The organism is Jatrophihabitans sp. (assembly GCF_036000465.1).
In the GTDB taxonomy this organism is placed as follows: domain Bacteria; phylum Actinomycetota; class Actinomycetes; order Mycobacteriales; family Jatrophihabitantaceae; genus Jatrophihabitans.
The window spans coordinates 1-16,052 of the sequence record NZ_DASYFV010000012.1 but is presented as its reverse complement, the minus strand read 5'-3'; the positions used below and the strand labels follow the sequence as shown (position 1 = coordinate 16,052).

Below are 16,052 nucleotides of genomic sequence, written 5' to 3'. Positions count from 1 at the left end.
CCCGGATCCGGCCTGATACCGGGCAGCCTCATGCGGCCGGTGATCGGGGCAGCGGCACGGCCGGAGCCGCCAAGGTCGACGGCACCTGCCAATCGACGATCGTGCCGCTGGGGTCGTTGGCCGAGCAGGCGAAGCTGCCACCCAGCCGCTCGGCCCGGACGCGCATGTTGGTGATGCCGCTGGACCGGGTGACCTCTCCGAATCCCCGGCCGTTGTCGACGACGACCAGGCGGACGTCGGATCCCAGCATGGTGACGGTGACCAGGACGCTCGTGGCCGCCGCATGCCGCACCACGTTGCTCAATGCCTCCTGCAACACCGCGAGCATCTCCGGGCGGGCCGCCACCGGGATGAGTTCCGGTGGCCCCTCCACGACGAGAGTCGGGGTGAATCCGAGGCCGACGGCGCTGTTGTCGATCACCTGCTGCAGGTCGGCGACGAACTGTTCCGGGCCGATCTGCCGCGTCATCTCGTGGATCGCCGCTCGCAAGGTCACGACCGCGTGATCGATGCGATCGATGATCACCCCCACCTGCTCCGCGCCGGACGCCTCGAGACCGGGCAGCAGGGCCGCGAGAGCCAGGTTGGCCGCATACAGATTCTGGATGACGAGGTCGTGCATGTCGGCGGCAATACGCTGGCGCTCGTGCAGCAAGGCCGTGTTCGCCACGCTGTCGGCCAGGGCCGCTTCCGCCCTCACCCGCTCGGAGATGTCCGTGACGAGCACGAAGAATCCTTCGACCGCTCCGTCCACGACGCGCGGGACGTAGGACGCCTGGGTGTATCGCGTGCAGCCGCTGGTGTCGACGAGCGTGCGGTTGAACAACTGGGCCTCGCCGGCGAGGGCGGCCCGGATGTAGGGCAGGTTCCGTTCGTACAGCTCCGGGCCGAGCAGGTCGCGGATGTGCATCCCGAACATGTCCTCCGGACGCGTTCCGAACCACTCCAGGTACGCGGCGTTGGCGATGCGGTTGCGGCATTCCCTGTCCCAGTACGCGACCATCGCCGGCAGGTGATCGAGCGCCGCTACGAGGTCCGTCACGTGACGCTGCACGACAGGTTCGACCACATCGTGAACGTTAGGTCGGCCGCCGCGACGCGGAAAGGGGCCTAGGGCCTACGCCCGCTGCTCGTTCGAGCACCACCAAGTGGTGCGGCCGCCGACCGTGCCGCGCTGCATCGGCGCCCCGCACCGGGGGCAGGCGGCGGCGGGCTTGCGGAACGGGATGACCGACAGGGTGTGCACGCCACCACCACCGATCGCCGCCTCGATGGCGCGGTGCAGCGCGCGGTGCAGCCGGTCGACGTCGGAGCGCACGAGGTCGCTGACCCGCCGGGCCGGGTGCAGCCGCGCGAGCCACAGCGCCTGGTCGGCCAGCAGGTTGCCGACGCCCGCGATCGAGTTCTGGTCGAGCAGGCGGGCCTTGATCGGGGCCGTCCCGGTCATCACGAGTTGGCGGAACCGGCCCGGCGTGACCTCGCGGGCGTCGGGGCCGAGCAACTCGACCGGCGGGTCGAGCCGTACCCGGCCGAGCCGGCGCGGATCGACCAGGATCAGCGACCCGCCGTCGGCGAAGGTCAGCGAGAAGCGGCTGAACCGGAAGTCACCGGGCGCCCGGCCGCGCTCCCAGTAGTCGCCGCCGTCGATCTCGTCGCCCCGCCCGTCGGCGACCACGATCTTGCCCGACATACCCAGGTGTATGCCGACGGTCGGGCCCTCCTGGCGGGACCGCCCGACCCCGGACGTCTCGCACCACATGCTCTTCCCCTGCCGCCGGGCCACGGTCAGCCGGCGACCGACGAGCGCGGAGCGGATCTCCCCCGGCGCGTGCGGGCGGCACTCGTAGCTGTCGGTGTCGTCGACGTCGACGATGCGGCGCCCCAACCCGTGGCGTTCGATGACGCGGCGAGCCGACTCGACCTCGGGCAGCTCGGGCACGACGCCCAGATTAGCCGCAGGCCGGTACCGGTCACGTGCCGAGCAGGCGCTCCACGGTGTCGACGTAGGCCTGCTTGGCGTCGTCGGACGACATGCCGGCGCGCTTGCTCCAGGCGTCGTACTTCGCCTTACCGACCAGGTCGAAGCGTCCCGGCTTCTTCCCCTTCGCCGCCTCGCCGTCGGTGGCCTGCTTGAACAGCGAGTAGAGCGCGAGCAGGTCGTCGTTGGACGGCTTGGACGACAGCGACTTGACGTCGACCTGGGCCTTCTCGAACCGCTCCTGCAGATCGGACATCGTGGCTCCTTCGTCAGCGGGCAACGCGTGTGGGAACACGATAGGGGGACACCGCCCGACGCGCCCGAGCACAATCCGGGCATGACCCCGAACCCGGATACCGACGAAGCCAGGACCAGCCCCGAGCAGCGCCTGCTCGACACCGTACTGGCGAGCTTCGACCGCACCCCCGACGAGCGGCTGCGCACCGTGCTCACCACCCTCGTGCGGCACCTGCACGCGGTGGTGCGCGAGACGCGGCTGACCGAGGCCGAGTGGCAGCATGCGATCGCCTTCCTCACCCGCACCGGGCAGGCCAGCGACGACCGGCGGCAGGAGTTCATCCTGCTCTCCGACGTCCTCGGCGTCTCGATGCAGACGGTCGTCGTCAACGACGACGCCACCGGCGGCGCGACCGAGGCGACCGTGCTCGGCCCCTTCTTCGTCGCGGACGCGCCCGCGGTGCAGCTCGGCGGCGACATCGCCGCCGGGGCACCGGGCGAACCGTGCTGGGTCGAGGGGCGGATCACCGGCACCGACGGGCGGCCGCTGGCCGGCGCGCGCGTCGAGGTGTGGGAGGCCGACGACGACGGCTTCTACGACGTCCAGTACGCCGACGGCCGCACGGCGGCGCGGGCCCGGCTCGAGACCGACACGGACGGCCACTACCGCTTCTGGGCGCTCACCCCGACGCCGTACCCGATCCCGGCCGACGGTCCGGTGGGCGACCTGCTCGCCGCGACCGGCCGCACCCCGATGCGCGCACCCCACCTGCACTTCCGGGTCGGCCACCCCGAGGCGCGCACCCTCACCACGCACGCCTTCGTCGCCGGCGACGGCCTCGCCGTCGACAGCGTGTTCGGCCTGCGCGACTCGCTCGTCGTCGACTTCGCGCGCGCCCCGCGCGACGCGCCGACGCCCGACGGCCGCATCGTCGACTCCCCGACGTGGACCCGGGCGAGGTTCGACATCGTCCTCACGTCGAACGTGACCTAGATCGTTTATCGTCACCGGGTGATCCACCGCCGCGACCGGTTGAGGCGCGCCGCGCTCGGCCTCGGCCTCGTGCTCGCGGCCGTCACGGTCGCACCGACCGTCGCGAGCGCCGCGGGCCCGACCACGATCGACCGGACGGTCGGGCAGGCCTACGCGTACGCGGGCGCGCACTCGGTGCGGGCGTCGGTGTCGGTGCTCGATCTCAGGACCGGCCGCTACTGGGGCGCGGGCAACGGCGATGCCTACTACGGCGCCGCCTCGGTGATGAAGCTGTTCGTGGCGACGAAGCTGCTCGCGCTCGGGCAGATGCACGGCGCGACGGCCACGCTCGCGTGGTCGATGATCACCCGCTCGGACAGCCGGGCGCTGGTCCGGCTGCTGCCGAAGGTCGGCGGCACCGGCGTCATCAACTGGGTGAAGGCCCGGTACGGCCTGCCCCGCCTCGGCTTCCCGCCCCTCGCGTCCCGGGACTGGTGCTGGGGCAACACGCACATCAGCGCCCGCGGCCTCGTGCAGTTCTACGCGAGGATGCGGGCCGACCGGAAGGTCGCGCCGTGGTTGACGAACGCGCTGCACCACTACACGACCTACGACACCGACGGCGTGAACCAGACCTTCGGGCTGCCGTCGGCGACCCGCGGCGCCGCGGTCAAGCAGGGTGAGGGGCACTGCTCGTCCGATTCCAACGGCTCGGTCGTCAACACCACCGGCCTCGCCGGCGGCGACCGCTACGCCGTCGCGATCCTGACCGACTCGCACATCTGCTGCGACGCCGGCGGCTTCAACGGCAGCCTCGCCGGGATCGTCACCCGCATGGCCCGCACCGTGCTGCCGCACGGCTACGTCGACCTGCCCGAGACGCACAACCCGATCGGCCGGGTGGAGGCGGTCTCGGCGCGCGGATCGACGGTGACCGTCAGCGGGTGGGCCCTCGACCCCGACACCCGCAACAGCCCGATGACGGTGCGCGTCGCCGAGGGCAGCACCACGCGCTGGCAGGGCGCCACGTCGGTGTATCGCCGGGACGTCGACACCGTGCAGCACGCCCTGGGCCGCCACGGCTTCGTCGCCCGGTTCGCCGCCACCGACGGCCCCCACGTCTTCTGCATCTACCGGCTGAACACCGGGATGGGCAACGCGAGCCCGCGCCAGTGCTACCCGGTCACGGTCGACGGCCGGCCGCGCGGTCACCTCGACCAGGTCTTCTCGGCCGACGGCGGCGTCGACGTGACCGGCTGGGCGTACGACCCCGACGCGGTCCCGGCACCGAGCTCGGTGCAGATCACGCTCGACGACGCCGTCGTCGCCACGGTCGTGGCCGATCGCGCCCGCGCGGCGGGCACCTACCCGGTCGGCGGCGACCACGGCTTCGCCACCACCGTGCCGGCGTCGCCCGGGCCGCACACCGTCTGCGTCACGGCGCTCGACCCGGGGCCGGCGTCGGCGCCGACCGACCTCGGCTGCCGTGCTGTCACCGTCCCGGCCGCACCGACATCGAGTCCGCTCCCGCGGTCGATCCTGCCGCAACCGTCCGCAAGTGCGTCGATCGTGGACGTTGTCGGGGGGCGGTCGTAGGTTCGGGCCGCGATCATCGACGCGGCAGATCGGAGCAGGCAATGGGCGGAGTCAGGGTTCTCGTGGGCACCCGCAAGGGGGCGTTCGTGCTGACCTCGGACGAGGAGCGCACGAAGTGGGACGTCGCGGGTCCGCACTTCCCGGGCTGGGAGGTCTACCACGTCGCGGGGTCGAGCGTCGATCCCGATCGGCTCTACGCCTCGCAGTCGACCGGCTGGTTCGGCCAGCTCATCCAGCGCTCCGACGACGGCGGCGCGACGTGGGAGCCGGTCGGCAAGGACTTCACCTACGCCGGTGTCCCGGGCACGCACCAGTGGTACGACGGCACGCCGCACCCGTGGGAGTTCGCCCGCGTGTGGCACCTCGAGCCGTCGCTGACCGACAAGGACACCGTCTACGCCGGCGTCGAGGACGCCGCACTGTTCCGCTCCACCGACGGTGCGCAGACCTGGACCGAGGTGCGTGGCCTGCGCGAGCACGGCTCGGGCTCGAAGTGGCAGCCCGGCGCCGGCGGCATGTGCCTGCACACCATCGTCCAGGACCCCACGAACGACCAGCGGCTGTTCGTCGCGATCTCCGCGGCCGGCGTGTTCCGCACCGAGGACGGCGGGGCCACGTGGGAGCCGATCAACAAGGGGTTGCTCTCCGACGGCATCCCCTCCCCCGCCGCCGAGGTGGGCCACTGCGTGCACAACCTGGCCATGCACCCGTCGCGGCCCGACACCCTGTTCATGCAGAAGCACTGGGACGTCATGCGCAGCGACGACGGCGGCGACAACTGGACCGAGGTCAGCGGCAACCTGCCGACCGACTTCGGCTTCCCGATCAGCGTGCACGCCCACGAGCCCGAGACGATCTACGTCGTCCCGATCCTGAGCGACTCGCACCACTTCCCGCCCGACGGCAAGTTGCGGGTCTACCGCAGCCGCTCCGGCGGCACCGAGTGGGAGGCGTTGACGAACGGCCTGCCGCAGGAGAACTGCTACGTCAACGTGCTGCGCGACGCCATGGCGATCGACACGCTCGACAACTGCGGCGTCTACTTCGGCACGACGGGCGGGCAGGTCTACGCCTCGCCCGACTCGGGTGACTCGTGGGCACCGATCGTGCACGACCTGCCGGCCGTGCTGTCGGTCGAAGTGCAGACCCTCGCGTGACGGCGGTGCGGCGATGATCCGGGTCACGCTGCCGGCCCACCTGCGCCAGCTCGCCCACTGCGAGAAGGAGGTCCAGGTCGAGGCCGAGGCGACCCAGCGGGCCGTGCTCGACGCGCTCGAGGCGCGCTATCCCGTCCTGCGCGGGACGATCCGCGACACCGGCACCGGCCGGCGCCGGGCGTTCGTCCGCTTCTTCGCCTGCGAGGAAGACGTCTCGCACGACGAGCCCGATGCTCCCCTGCCCGAGGCAGTGGCCACGGGCCGGGAGCCGTTCATGGTGATCGGAGCAATGGCCGGCGGCTGACCCCGGTCGGGGCGGTGCCGGTCAGGCCGCGCGGGCGATCCGCTCGGCCTGCTCGACCAGGCGGTCGTAGTCGGCGGTCAGGCCGGGGATCATCCACTCGCGGTCCTCGGCGACCAGGTTGTTGACCCGGTCGACGTAGTAGTCGTGGATCTCGGCGATCGTGTCGGGGGTGGCGACGGTCGGGGTGCTGACGTGCTTCCGGTTGGTCTTGGTGTTCATGCCATCAACGGTCCGCCGTCTTCATGACGGGCGCGTGACGACTGGGCAAAGTGCCAGCTTCACGGCGGGCTTACGTCCGATTCATGGGGATTTGGTGGCGTTCGGTGTGGTCAGCGTCATGGCCTGGTCGGCGCCCGTCAGGCCGACCACAGCGGACGCTCGGCGTCCCCGCCGTCGAAGCGGATCCACACCGCCTCGCCGACGGCCGGCGTCCGCGCCCCGGGCTGGGCCGGCACCGCCCACATCGCGTCCGGGCCGAGGTCGGGAGCCTGCACGACCAGCCGCTCGTAGCCACCCGGGTCGACGTCGTCGATCACCAGGCCCTGGTAGGTGCCGAGGTAGCGACCGTGACCCGACCCGGCGCCCGGCGTCGCGAGTTCGCTCGACCAGATCGGGTAGGACTCGTCGCCGTTCTCGTACCGGACGGAGACGAGATCACCCACCGACGGATCGACGCCGTCCGCGTGCTCGGGAACGGCCCACGCCGACGGCTCGAGTGCGAGCTCAGGCACCTGCACGAGCAGCCGCCGCTGGTCGAGCGGGTCGTTCGTGTCCAGGACCACGCCGCGATAGGTGTCGAAGTACCCGCTCATCGTCGCCTCGCCTCGCTCGTCCGGCCGCACTCAGGCCACGGCGCCGAGCGTACGACCCGGGTCCAGAGCCGGGCCGCCGGGCGAGCCCATCCTCGCGGGCCGAGCCGACCACGACGACCCGCCCCTGGGGCACGATCTTGCGCCCGATCGGCCAGACTGGCCCTCGTCCCTCACCGGCCCTGTCCCACGAGAGAACGAGGTTCCAGATGCGCGCGGTGACCTGCACCGGCGGGAAGTTCGAGGTCATCGACCTCCCCGTGCCGACGCCGGCGAAAGGCCAGTTGCTGCTCGAGGTGCTGCGCTGCGGCATCTGCGGCTCGGATCTGCACGCCCGCAACCACTGCGACGAGCTGTCCGACATCACCGCCGAGGTCGGCTACGACGGCATCTTCCGCTCCGACCAGTCGGTCGTGCTCGGGCACGAGTTCTGCGGGGAGGTGCTCGACCACGGACCCCGGACCCGCACCGGTCTGAAGCCCGGCACGCGGGTCGTGTCCTTCCCCCTGCTGCGCCACGGCGGCGGCATCCACACGACCGGGCTCTCGGTCGCCGCTCCGGGCGGCTACGCCGAGCAGGTGCTGGTGGAGGACTCGCTGACCTTTGCCGTGCCGAACGGGCTGTCGACCGACATCGCCACGCTGACCGAGCCGATGGCCGTCGGCCTGCACGCGGTGCGGCGCAGCGACATCTCGAAGGGCCAGGTCGCGGTCGTCATCGGCTGCGGGCCGGTGGGCCTCGCCGTGGTCGGCATGCTCAAGGCGAGCGGGGTGCGCACCGTCATCGCCAGCGATTTCTCCCCCGGCCGGCGCGCGCTCGCCACGGCGGTCGGCGCCGACGTCGTGGTCGACCCGGCCGTGGAGTCACCCTTCGCCTCGGCCGGCGAGCACGGGCACCTCACCGATGCGCCGTCGGTGTTCGAACTCGCCGTCGGCACGATGGAGAAGCTGCGCGCGCTACCCCTCGTGCCGTGGCACCGGGTGTGGCAGGCGGCCGATCTCGTCGGCGCGGCCACGCCGAAGCATCCGGTCATACTCGAGTGCGTCGGAGTGCCCGGGGTGATCGACCAGCTGATCGCCTCGGCGCCGCTGTTCTCCCGCGTGGTCGTCGTCGGCGTGTGCATGGAGACCGACCGGCTGCGTCCGGCGATGGCCGTCAACAAGGAGATCGACCTGCGTTTCGTGCTGGGCTACACGCCCAGGGAGTTCCGCGACTCGCTGCACCTGCTCGCCGACGGGCGGGTCGAGGCGGCCCCGGTCGTCACCGGCTCGGTCGGGCTGGCCGGGATCGACGCCGCGTTCACCGCCCTCGGCGACCCCGAGACGCACGCCAAGATCCTCATCGACCCGGCCGGCGACGCGACGACCCCGGTGCCCGTCGTCCACTGACGCCGACACTGACGGGGTCCCGGCCGCCGGAGCGACCGGGACCCCGCTTCCGCGGCGTCCGCCGTCAGACGTCGATCGCCTGCTTGGTGCCGCCCTTGCTCGTGACCGAGATCTTGCGCGGCTTCGCCTTCTCGGCCACCGGGATGTGCAGCGTCAGCACGCCGTTGTCGTAGGCGGCGTCGATGTGCTCGGTGTCGAGGTTCTCGCCGAGGACGAGCTGGCGGCTGAAGATGCCGCGGGGCCGCTCGGCAGCGATCAGATCGGCGTCACTGGCCCGGGTCGGACGCTCGGCCTTGACCGTGACGACGTTGCGCTCGACGTCGAGGTCGATCGAGGCCGGGTCGACACCCGGCAGGTCGAACTCCACGAAGAAGTTGTCGCCGTCGCGCCACGCGTCCATCGGCATCGCCGACGGGCGGGCCAGGGTGCCGTTCCCGCCGAACATCTGCTGGGTGAAACGGTCCAGCTCGCGGAACGGGTCGGTACGCATCAGCATCGTGTCCACCTCCTGAGTGGTTGTCCTGTGGTCCGGCGAGCGGTCACATATCTATGTCGCTCGCTATAGGTTTGTTATAGCTCCGCTAGCATCGGTACGCAAGGAGCAACAGGTCACATGCCGCCGTGAGGAAGGACCTGCGATGGCGACACCGCACGAGTCGAGGGGCGTGTACGCCATTTCGGTCGCGGCCGAGCTCGTGGGTGTGGGCGTGCAGACGCTGCGCCTGTACGAGACCCGCGGTCTCGTCGAGCCGTCCCGCACCGGCGGCGGCACGCGGCGCTACAGCGCGCTCGACCTCGATCGGGCCCGCCGCATCGTCGAGCTGCTCGAGGCCGGCCTCAACCTCGCCGGCGTCGCGATGGTGCTGGAACTCGAGGCCGAGAACGCGGAGCTGCGCGAGCAGGTCGCGCGTCGGTCCCGCGGGGCGCGGTGACCTCGCCCGAACGGCTCGGCGCGCCGCCGGGCCTCTGCGGCCTCTGCGTCCACGCCCGCTCCAACACGACGCGGCGCGGCAGTACCTTCCTGCGGTGCGGGCGTGCCGCGACCGACGAGCGCTTCGCGAAGTACCCGACGTTGCCGGTGTTCTCCTGCCCCGGCTTCGAACCCCGGTGACGTGTCAGGCGGCGAGCATCGTGCGGCGGCACTCGGGCGCACCGCAGGAGCAGGGGTAGTCGTCGTGCTCGTCCTCGGCATCGCCCTCGTCGAACTCGAGCGAGTAGTCGATCAGCAGCTCATCGCCCTCGGCGATGTCGGTGAGGGCGAAGAACCAGATGTGACCGTCCTCGTCGAGGGCCTCGCAGTTCGGCCGGCACCCGTGGTTGACGAAGCGGGCCGAGTTGCCCCCGGCGCCGCCGTCGATCACCTGCCCGTCGCCGAGATCGAAGAAGTAGGTCGTGCCGTTCGCCGCGTCGGACCGGGTGTTGTAGCGGTCGTGCGCGACGTCCCACGCGATGACCTCGCCCCGGTACTCGATGAGACGGGTCCCGGCGGCGATGTCCCGCAGGGCGAAGACCCCGCGGCCGTGGATGGCGGAGCGGCGGACCGCGAGTCGGCGTGATGGCACCGCGCGATGCTACCGACGCCTCGGGCTCACTCGATCGGGACGCACCGGCTCAGCCGTCGGACTCGAGGCGGGCGAACTGGTCGTCGGTGAGGACGAGGTCGGCCGCGGCGGCCGAGTCGGTGATCGACGTCGGTCGCTTCGCGCCCGGGATCGGTATGACGGCGGGTGAGATCGCGAGTTCCCACGCCAGCGCGACCTGCTGGGCGCTGACGCCCGCCTCGTCCGCCACCTCGGCGAAGGCCGGGTGCTTGGTCGCGAGTTCCTTCGCGTCGCCCAACCCACCGAGGGGGCTCCACGGCAGGAACGCGAGACCGAGCTCGGCGCACACATCGATCTCGGGACGGCTGCTGCGAAAGGCCGGTGAGAACTGGTTCTGCACGCTGACCAGGGCGTCACCGAGCACGGCGTGGGCGCGGCGGATCTGGTCGGGGTCGGCGTTGGACAGACCGATCATGCGCACCTTGCCCGACTTGTGGATCTCGAGCAGCGTGCCGATCACCTCGTCGTAGTCGACCTTCGGGTCGGGCCGGTGGTGCTGCCACAGGGCGAGCTCGTCGACGCCGAGGCGACGCAGGCTGGCGTCGACGGCCTGGGTCAGGTGGGACGCCGAGCTGTCGGTGTCCCAGCCGCCGCCGCCGGTGCGCACGTGCCCGCCCTTGGTCGCGAGCAGCACCCGATCACGCAGCCCCAGCTCGTCGAGCAGCGAGGCGATGAGCGTCTCGTTGGCCCCCTGCGCGTCGGCGCCCAGCTCGTCGCCGGGCCCGTAGGCGTCCGCGGTGTCGAAGAGGGTGACCCCGGCATCCACCGCGGCGCGCACCGTGGCGGCGAGCTGCTCGCGAGGCTGGGTGCCGGTCTGGTCGAAGGTCATGAGGCCGAGGCCGATGGCGCCGACCGAGGTGCGGCCGACGGTGTCGTTGCCGATGTCACGTGTCTGCATGACAGCAGCCTGCCCACGACCGGCCGACCTTTGACGGTGATCCGAGCAACGGCATAGCGTCGGGGATCCGCTGCGCAGAGGAGACCTCGATGGCTGTCCTGTCCACGCTCGTCGCCGCCCTCGCCGCCGGCAGCATCGAGGTCGTCGACCTGACCGCGCCGCTGTCGTCGGACACGCCGCTGCTGCAGCTGCCCGAGCAGTTCGGCCAGACCGCCCGCTTCGAGCTCGAGCTGATCTCCCGGTACGACGACGCCGGGCCGGCCTGGTACTGGAACAACTTCCGCACCGGCGAGCACACCGGCACGCACTTCGACGCGCCGGTCCACTGGGTCACCGGCCAGGGCGGCGAGGACGTTGCCTCGGTGCCGCCGGCCAATCTCGTCGGGCCGGCCGCGGTGCTCGACTTCGCCGCCGAAGCCACCGCGAACCCCGACTTCCTCGTCGAGATCGACCACATCCGGGCCTGGGAGAAGCAGCACGGCGCGCTGCCCGAGCGCGGCTGGCTGCTCGTGCGCACCGGGTAGGACGCGCGGGCCCACTCGCAGGAGGAGTTCCTCAACGCCGACGAGAACGGCCCGCACACGCCGGGGATGTCGGCCGAGTGCGCCCGGTGGGTGGCGCAGGAGTCGCCGGTGATCGGCATGGGCGTCGAGACGGTCGGCAGCGATGCCGGCGCCGCCGCGACCTTCGACCCGATGTTCCCGTGCCACTCGTTCATGCACGGCGCCGGCAAGTACGGCCTGACCCAGCTGCGCAACCTCGACAAGCTGCCACCGACCGGGGCGGTCATCGTCGCGAGCCCGCTGCGCATCGTGAACGGCTCGGGCAGCCCGGTGCGGGTGCTCGCGCTCGTCGAGCGCTGATGCGGGTCGGCGAGGCGGTCGGCCGCATCCTCGCCGACCTCGGCGTCGGGCACGTCTTCGGCGTCGTCGGCTCGGGCAATTTCCACGTCACCAACGCGCTTGCCCACGCCGGGGTCGGGTTCGTCGCCGCGCGGCACGAGAACGGCGCGGCGTCGATGGCCGACGGCTACGCCCGGACGAGCGGGCGCGTCGCCGCACTGAGCGTGCACCAGGGCTGTGGTCTCACCAACGCCATGACCGCGATCGCCGAGGCGGCCAAGAGCCGCACGCCGCTCATCGTGCTCGCCGCCGAGGCCAACGATCCGCGCTCGAACTTCTACGTCGACCAGGACGCGCTCGCCCGCTCGGTCGGCGCGGTGCCGCGGCGGGTCACCGGTGCCGCCGACGCGGTCGAGGTGACGGTCGCGGCGTACCGCACCGCTGTCGACGACCGCCGCACAGTGCTGCTCAACCTGCCGCTCGCGGCCCAGGCCGAGGAACTCGACGGGTGGACGCTGCCTGCGATCACGCCGGCCGGCGCCGCGGCCGCCGACGACGTCACCGCGCTGGCCGACGCGATCGCCGCGTCGCAGCGACCGGTGTTCGTCGCCGGGCAAGGCGCGCGATCGCCCGCCGCCCGTGACGCGCTGATCGAGCTCGCCGGCCGCTGCGGCGCGCTGCTCGCAACCAGTGCCGCGGCGAAGGGGCTCTTCCACGACGAACCGTTCTCGCTCGACGTGTCCGGGGGTTTCGCCACTCCCCTGGCCGCGGAACTCATCCGCGACGCCGACCTGATCGTCGGCTGGGGCTGCGCGCTCAACATGTGGACGACCCGGCACGGCGAGCTGATCGGCCCCGGCGCCACCGTCGTCCAGGTCGACGTCGAGGGCGCGGCGCTGGGCCGCCACCGGTCGATCGATCACGGCGTCGTCGGCGATGTGACCGCGGTCGCCGGCGGGGTCCTGGCGGACACCGGGACGCGGTACCGCACGGACGGCATCCGCCACCGCATCGCGACCGAGGGGCGGTGGCGCGATGTCGCGTACGACGACACGTCCAGCGGCGATCGGATCGACCCGCGGACGCTCACCGTCGCCCTCGACGACCTGCTGCCGGCCGAGCGGACCGTGAGCGTCGACTCGGGCAACTTCATGGGCTACCCGAGCATGTTCCTGTCGGTGCCCGACGAGCTCGGCTTCGTCTTCACCCAGGCGTTCCAGTCGATCGGGCTCGGGCTCGGCAGCGCGATCGGCGCGGCGATCGCCCGGCCCGACCGGCTCACCGTGGCCGCCCTCGGCGACGGCGGCGCCACCATGGGGGCCGCCGAGCTCGACACCGTCGCCCGCCTCGGGCTCGACCTGCTGATCGTCGTCTACAACGACGAGGCCTACGGCGCCGAGGTACACCATTTCGGCCCGGACGGTCACGATCTCGGCACCGTGCGCTTCCCCGAGACCGACCTCGCGTCGATCGCCCGCGGCTTCGGGCTGGCGGGCGTGACGGTGCGCCGTGTCGAAGACCTGGACGCCGTCGCGACGTGGGTCGCGGGCGGTCGTCCGCGTCCGCTCCTGATCGACGCGAAGATCGTCGACGACGGCGGTTCGTGGTGGCTCAAGGAGGCGTTCCGCGGCCATTGACCGCGACCCCCGTCGGCGTAGCGTCAGGACGATGACCGCACCCCGAACGCCTCGCCGCGTCCCTCGGTGGTCGGACTTCGCCCCGCTGGTGTCGTTCGAGAAGCCCGACCCGAGCCCGACCCGGCGGCGGCTGGCCAAGGCCTTCACCATCGCCGACCTGCGCACCGTCGCGCGGCGCCGCAGCCCCCGCTCGGTGTTCGACTACACCGACGGCGCGGCCGGCGACGAGATCAGCCTGGGCCGGGCGCGGTCGCTGTTCGACGATCTCGTGCTCAACCCGTCGGTGCTGCGCGACGTGTCGATCGTCGACACCTCGACGATGATCCTGGGCGCCCGTTCGGAGCAGCCGTTCGCGTTCGCGCCCACCGGCTTCACCCGGCTGATGCACCACGAGGGCGAGCGGGCGGTGGCCCGGGTGGCCGAGCGGCACGGCCTGCCCTACGCGCTGTCGACGATGGGCACGACCTCGATCGAGGACGTCGCGGCCGCGGCGCCGAAGGCCCGCAAGTGGTTCCAGCTCTACGTCTGGCGCGACCGCGCGGCCGCCGAGGATCTCGTGCGGCGGGCCCAGGCGGCCGGCTTCGAGGCGCTCGTCCTCACCGTCGACGTGCCGGTCGCCGGCCCACGGCTGCGCGACGTCCGCAACGGCTTCGCCATCCCGCCGAAGCTGACCGCCCGGACGGTCGGCAACGCGGCGCTGCATCCGGCCTGGTGGGTCAACCTGCTGACCACCGATCCGTTGACGTTCGCCTCGCTGACCAACTGGGACTCCACCGTCGCCGAGATGATCGACACCCTGTTCGACCCGACCATGACCGTCGACGATCTCGACTGGCTGCGCTCGGTGTGGAGCGGGCCGCTCGTCGTCAAGGGCATCCAGACGGTCGACGACGCGCAGCGGGTGGTCGCGGCCGGGGCCGATGCGGTGATCCTCTCCAACCACGGCGGCCGCCAGCTCGACCGCGCGCCCGTGCCGCTGCGGCTGCTGCCCGACGTCGTGCAGGCGGTGCAGGGCCGGGCCGAGGTGTGGCTCGACACCGGCATCATGAGCGGGGCCGACATCGTCGCCGCGATCGCGCTCGGCGCCGACGCCGCGCTGGTCGGGCGCGCCTACCTGTACGGGCTGATGGCCGGCGGCGAGCGGGGCGTCGAGCGCGCAGCCGAGATCCTGATCGGCGAGGTGCGCCGCACGATGCAGCTGCTCGGCGTCGCGAGCATCGCCGAGCTCGGCCCGCACCACGTGACCCTGCCCTGACCGCCCAGTGAGGACATCCGGATGAGCGACATCATCGAGATCACGCCGACCTTCGAGCAGTACGCGTTCACCTTCGGCGGGGTGGCTCCGCTGCGGAAGATCGCGCCGGGCACGGTGCTGCGGCTGTGGTCGGACGACGCGTTCTGCGGCGCGCTGCGCAGCGTCACCGACCGGTCGAGCGAGAAGGTCGACCTGCGTTACGTGAACCCGCAGACCGGGCCGTTCTACGTCGAGGGCGCCGAGCCGGGCGACACGCTGGCGCTGCACCTGGTCAGCCTCGTGCCCGCGCGCGACTGGGGCGCCTCGGCCGCGATCCCGTTCTTCGGCGGGCTCACCAGCACCGACCGCACGGTGATGCTGCAGGAGGCACTGCCCGACACGACGTGGATCTACCACCTCGACACCGCGGCCCGCACCGTCCAGTTCCAGGCCCGGCACAGCGAGCACCGCATCGACCTGCCGCTCGAACCGATGCTCGGCACCGTCGGGGTCGCGCCCGCGTCGAACGAGGTGCGCAGCTCGCTCGTCCCCGACCGGTTCGGCGGCAACATGGACACGCCCCAGATGCGGGCCGGCACCACCTGCTATCTCGGCGTCAACGTCGAGGGCGCGCTGTTCTCGATCGGCGACGGCCACTACCGGCAGGGCGAGGGCGAGTCGTGCGGCACCGCGGTCGAGGGCGCGATGACCACGACCCTCGTCGTCGAGCTGATCAAGGGTCACGCACCGGGCTGGCCCCGGCTCGAGGACGACGACCACCTCATGACCGTCGGCTCCAGCCGCCCCCTCGAGGACGCCTGGCGCATCTCCCAGGTGGAGATGGTGGGCTGGCTGGCCGAGCTCCACGGCCTGCACACGATGGACGCCTACCAGCTGCTCTCACAGATCTCCGAGACGCCGCTGGCCAACGTCGTCGACGCCAACTACAGCGTCGTCTCGAAGGCCCGCAAGTCGCTGCTGCCCGCCGCCTCGGCCTTCGACGGCCTGCACGCCGACCTCCGCGCCCGCGCCGCCGCGCTCTGAGGCTTCCGGTTCGGTCGGCTCAGGCCGTCCGCGCCGCACTGACGAAGGTTTTCACACAGCCGTTCCTGACCGCCGCACTGTGCCGAGCGGCACCCTGACCACTCACGCGGACCGCGTGCCTGCTGCACCTGACCTCACGCGGCGATGGGGTAGACCCGAATCTGTCCGTGAGCGTTTCCGCACTCATGGAGCCGATCCGTGCGACCTGGCCGATAGTCAGACCGTTCGGTTCGGCCAATATCGATCTTGATGTGCGTCGCTAGGCTCCCTGCGTGTGGCTCTGCGGAGATTGGGCCCCGACGTCTCAGCTGAGTGCAGCCGATGGTCGGCCGAGGAATCCGAGCCGACCGGCGC

The 16,052-nt window shown here is 71.8% G+C and carries 18 protein-coding genes and 1 pseudogene; 11 read left to right on the top strand and 8 right to left on the bottom strand.

Features of this window, described 5'->3' with window-relative positions; translation table 11 throughout:
• Positions 1-28: 28 nt before the first annotated feature.
• From VGN18_RS04215 to VGN18_RS04205, 3 genes are all read right to left on the bottom strand, one after another.
• Positions 29-1,042: a PAS domain-containing protein gene (locus VGN18_RS04215; protein WP_327538391.1), complete on the bottom strand. Its 1,014-nt coding sequence runs from the start codon at positions 1,040-1,042 to the stop codon at positions 29-31.
• 75 nt (positions 1,043-1,117) lie between these two features.
• The gene (locus VGN18_RS04210; protein WP_327538390.1) at positions 1,118-1,939 is read right to left on the bottom strand and encodes an Fpg/Nei family DNA glycosylase; all 822 of its coding nucleotides are present in this window, start codon (positions 1,937-1,939) and stop codon (positions 1,118-1,120) included.
• Between the two features lie 31 nt (positions 1,940-1,970).
• Entirely contained in the window at positions 1,971-2,234 is a 264-nt protein-coding gene (locus VGN18_RS04205; protein ID WP_327538389.1) for an acyl-CoA-binding protein, read from the bottom strand.
• 81 nt (positions 2,235-2,315) lie between these two features.
• On the opposite strand from VGN18_RS04205, the gene VGN18_RS04200 reads away from it, so the two are divergent.
• Genes VGN18_RS04200 through VGN18_RS04185 form a run of 4 tightly spaced genes read left to right on the top strand, consistent with a single transcriptional unit; the run spans position 2,316 to position 6,245 of the window.
• Complete coding sequence (locus tag VGN18_RS04200; protein ID WP_327538388.1) at positions 2,316-3,209, top strand: dioxygenase; 894 nt, start codon at positions 2,316-2,318, stop codon at positions 3,207-3,209.
• Positions 3,210-3,227: 18 nt separating this feature from the next.
• The gene (locus tag VGN18_RS04195; RefSeq protein WP_327538387.1) at positions 3,228-4,784 is read left to right on the top strand and encodes a hypothetical protein; all 1,557 of its coding nucleotides are present in this window, start codon (positions 3,228-3,230) and stop codon (positions 4,782-4,784) included.
• A gap of 41 nt (positions 4,785-4,825) precedes the next feature.
• The gene (locus VGN18_RS04190; RefSeq protein ID WP_327538386.1) at positions 4,826-5,941 is read left to right on the top strand and encodes a hypothetical protein; all 1,116 of its coding nucleotides are present in this window, start codon (positions 4,826-4,828) and stop codon (positions 5,939-5,941) included.
• A 13-nt stretch (positions 5,942-5,954) separates the two neighbouring features.
• On the top strand, positions 5,955-6,245 hold the full coding sequence (locus tag VGN18_RS04185; protein WP_327538385.1) for a MoaD/ThiS family protein: 291 nt from the start codon (positions 5,955-5,957) through the stop codon (positions 6,243-6,245).
• A 21-nt stretch (positions 6,246-6,266) separates the two neighbouring features.
• On the opposite strand, the gene VGN18_RS04180 is transcribed toward VGN18_RS04185, so the two are convergent.
• Positions 6,267-6,464, bottom strand: a complete 198-nt coding sequence (locus VGN18_RS04180) for a hypothetical protein (RefSeq protein WP_327538384.1) — start codon at positions 6,462-6,464, stop codon at positions 6,267-6,269.
• A 137-nt stretch (positions 6,465-6,601) separates the two neighbouring features.
• Positions 6,602-7,057, bottom strand: coding sequence for a phage baseplate assembly protein V (locus tag VGN18_RS04175; protein ID WP_327538383.1), 456 nt, complete (start codon positions 7,055-7,057; stop codon positions 6,602-6,604).
• Positions 7,058-7,263: 206 nt separating this feature from the next.
• Here VGN18_RS04175 and VGN18_RS04170 point away from each other — a divergent pair, with 206 nt between their 5' ends.
• Complete coding sequence (locus tag VGN18_RS04170) at positions 7,264-8,442, top strand: zinc-binding dehydrogenase (RefSeq protein WP_327538382.1); 1,179 nt, start codon at positions 7,264-7,266, stop codon at positions 8,440-8,442.
• 64 nt (positions 8,443-8,506) lie between these two features.
• Here the strand turns inward: VGN18_RS04170 and VGN18_RS04165 are convergent, their stop codons facing one another.
• Positions 8,507-8,938, bottom strand: coding sequence for an HSP20 family small heat-shock protein (locus VGN18_RS04165; RefSeq protein WP_327538381.1), 432 nt, complete (start codon positions 8,936-8,938; stop codon positions 8,507-8,509).
• Positions 8,939-9,080: 142 nt separating this feature from the next.
• Between VGN18_RS04165 and VGN18_RS04160 the strand changes: the two genes are divergently transcribed.
• A complete protein-coding gene (locus tag VGN18_RS04160) occupies positions 9,081-9,374 on the top strand; it encodes a MerR family transcriptional regulator (RefSeq protein WP_327538380.1) in 294 nt (97 codons plus the stop codon).
• Complete coding sequence (locus tag VGN18_RS04155) at positions 9,371-9,553, top strand: hypothetical protein (protein ID WP_327538379.1); 183 nt, start codon at positions 9,371-9,373, stop codon at positions 9,551-9,553. The genes VGN18_RS04160 and VGN18_RS04155 overlap by 4 nt, the downstream gene beginning before the upstream one ends.
• Positions 9,554-9,557: 4 nt before the next feature.
• Here VGN18_RS04155 and VGN18_RS04150 read toward each other — a convergent pair whose 3' ends face one another.
• Together VGN18_RS04150 and VGN18_RS04145 are read right to left on the bottom strand one after the other, a co-directional pair.
• Positions 9,558-10,004 carry an SET domain-containing protein gene (locus VGN18_RS04150; RefSeq protein ID WP_327538378.1) on the bottom strand — a complete coding sequence of 149 codons (447 nt, stop codon included), beginning with the start codon at positions 10,002-10,004 and terminating at the stop codon, positions 9,558-9,560.
• 49 nt (positions 10,005-10,053) lie between these two features.
• A complete protein-coding gene (locus VGN18_RS04145; RefSeq protein WP_327538377.1) occupies positions 10,054-10,941 on the bottom strand; it encodes an aldo/keto reductase in 888 nt (295 codons plus the stop codon).
• Between the two features lie 89 nt (positions 10,942-11,030).
• Between VGN18_RS04145 and VGN18_RS21065 the strand changes: the two are divergent.
• The 4 genes and pseudogenes from VGN18_RS21065 (at position 11,031) to VGN18_RS04120 (ending at position 15,698) form a co-directional block, all read left to right on the top strand.
• Positions 11,031-11,804 (top strand): annotated as a pseudogene (locus tag VGN18_RS21065) (cyclase family protein).
• The gene (locus VGN18_RS04130; protein ID WP_327538374.1) at positions 11,804-13,420 is read left to right on the top strand and encodes a thiamine pyrophosphate-binding protein; all 1,617 of its coding nucleotides are present in this window, start codon (positions 11,804-11,806) and stop codon (positions 13,418-13,420) included. The pseudogene VGN18_RS21065 and the gene VGN18_RS04130 overlap by 1 nt, the downstream one beginning before the upstream one ends.
• Before the next feature lie 31 nt (positions 13,421-13,451).
• Complete coding sequence (locus VGN18_RS04125) at positions 13,452-14,675, top strand: alpha-hydroxy acid oxidase (RefSeq protein ID WP_327538373.1); 1,224 nt, start codon at positions 13,452-13,454, stop codon at positions 14,673-14,675.
• Positions 14,676-14,696: 21 nt separating this feature from the next.
• Positions 14,697-15,698, top strand: a complete 1,002-nt coding sequence (locus tag VGN18_RS04120; protein ID WP_327538372.1) for an acetamidase/formamidase family protein — start codon at positions 14,697-14,699, stop codon at positions 15,696-15,698.
• The last annotated feature ends 354 nt before the right edge of the window (positions 15,699-16,052 follow it).

Coding starts and splice junctions, on each gene's coding strand:
- VGN18_RS04180 (WP_327538384.1), bottom strand. CDS start 6,464: ATGAACACCAAGACCAACCGGAAGCACGTCAGCACCCCGACCGTCGCC.
- VGN18_RS04130 (WP_327538374.1), top strand. CDS start 11,804: ATGCGGGTCGGCGAGGCGGTCGGCCGCATCCTCGCCGACCTCGGCGTC.
- VGN18_RS04170 (WP_327538382.1), top strand. CDS start 7,264: ATGCGCGCGGTGACCTGCACCGGCGGGAAGTTCGAGGTCATCGACCTC.
- VGN18_RS04120 (WP_327538372.1), top strand. CDS start 14,697: ATGAGCGACATCATCGAGATCACGCCGACCTTCGAGCAGTACGCGTTC.
- VGN18_RS04205 (WP_327538389.1), bottom strand. CDS start 2,234: ATGTCCGATCTGCAGGAGCGGTTCGAGAAGGCCCAGGTCGACGTCAAG.
- VGN18_RS04200 (WP_327538388.1), top strand. CDS start 2,316: ATGACCCCGAACCCGGATACCGACGAAGCCAGGACCAGCCCCGAGCAG.
- VGN18_RS04190 (WP_327538386.1), top strand. CDS start 4,826: ATGGGCGGAGTCAGGGTTCTCGTGGGCACCCGCAAGGGGGCGTTCGTG.
- VGN18_RS04125 (WP_327538373.1), top strand. CDS start 13,452: ATGACCGCACCCCGAACGCCTCGCCGCGTCCCTCGGTGGTCGGACTTC.
- VGN18_RS04145 (WP_327538377.1), bottom strand. CDS start 10,941: ATGCAGACACGTGACATCGGCAACGACACCGTCGGCCGCACCTCGGTC.
- VGN18_RS04175 (WP_327538383.1), bottom strand. CDS start 7,057: ATGAGCGGGTACTTCGACACCTATCGCGGCGTGGTCCTGGACACGAAC.
- VGN18_RS04165 (WP_327538381.1), bottom strand. CDS start 8,938: ATGCTGATGCGTACCGACCCGTTCCGCGAGCTGGACCGTTTCACCCAG.
- VGN18_RS04160 (WP_327538380.1), top strand. CDS start 9,081: ATGGCGACACCGCACGAGTCGAGGGGCGTGTACGCCATTTCGGTCGCG.
- VGN18_RS04185 (WP_327538385.1), top strand. CDS start 5,955: ATGATCCGGGTCACGCTGCCGGCCCACCTGCGCCAGCTCGCCCACTGC.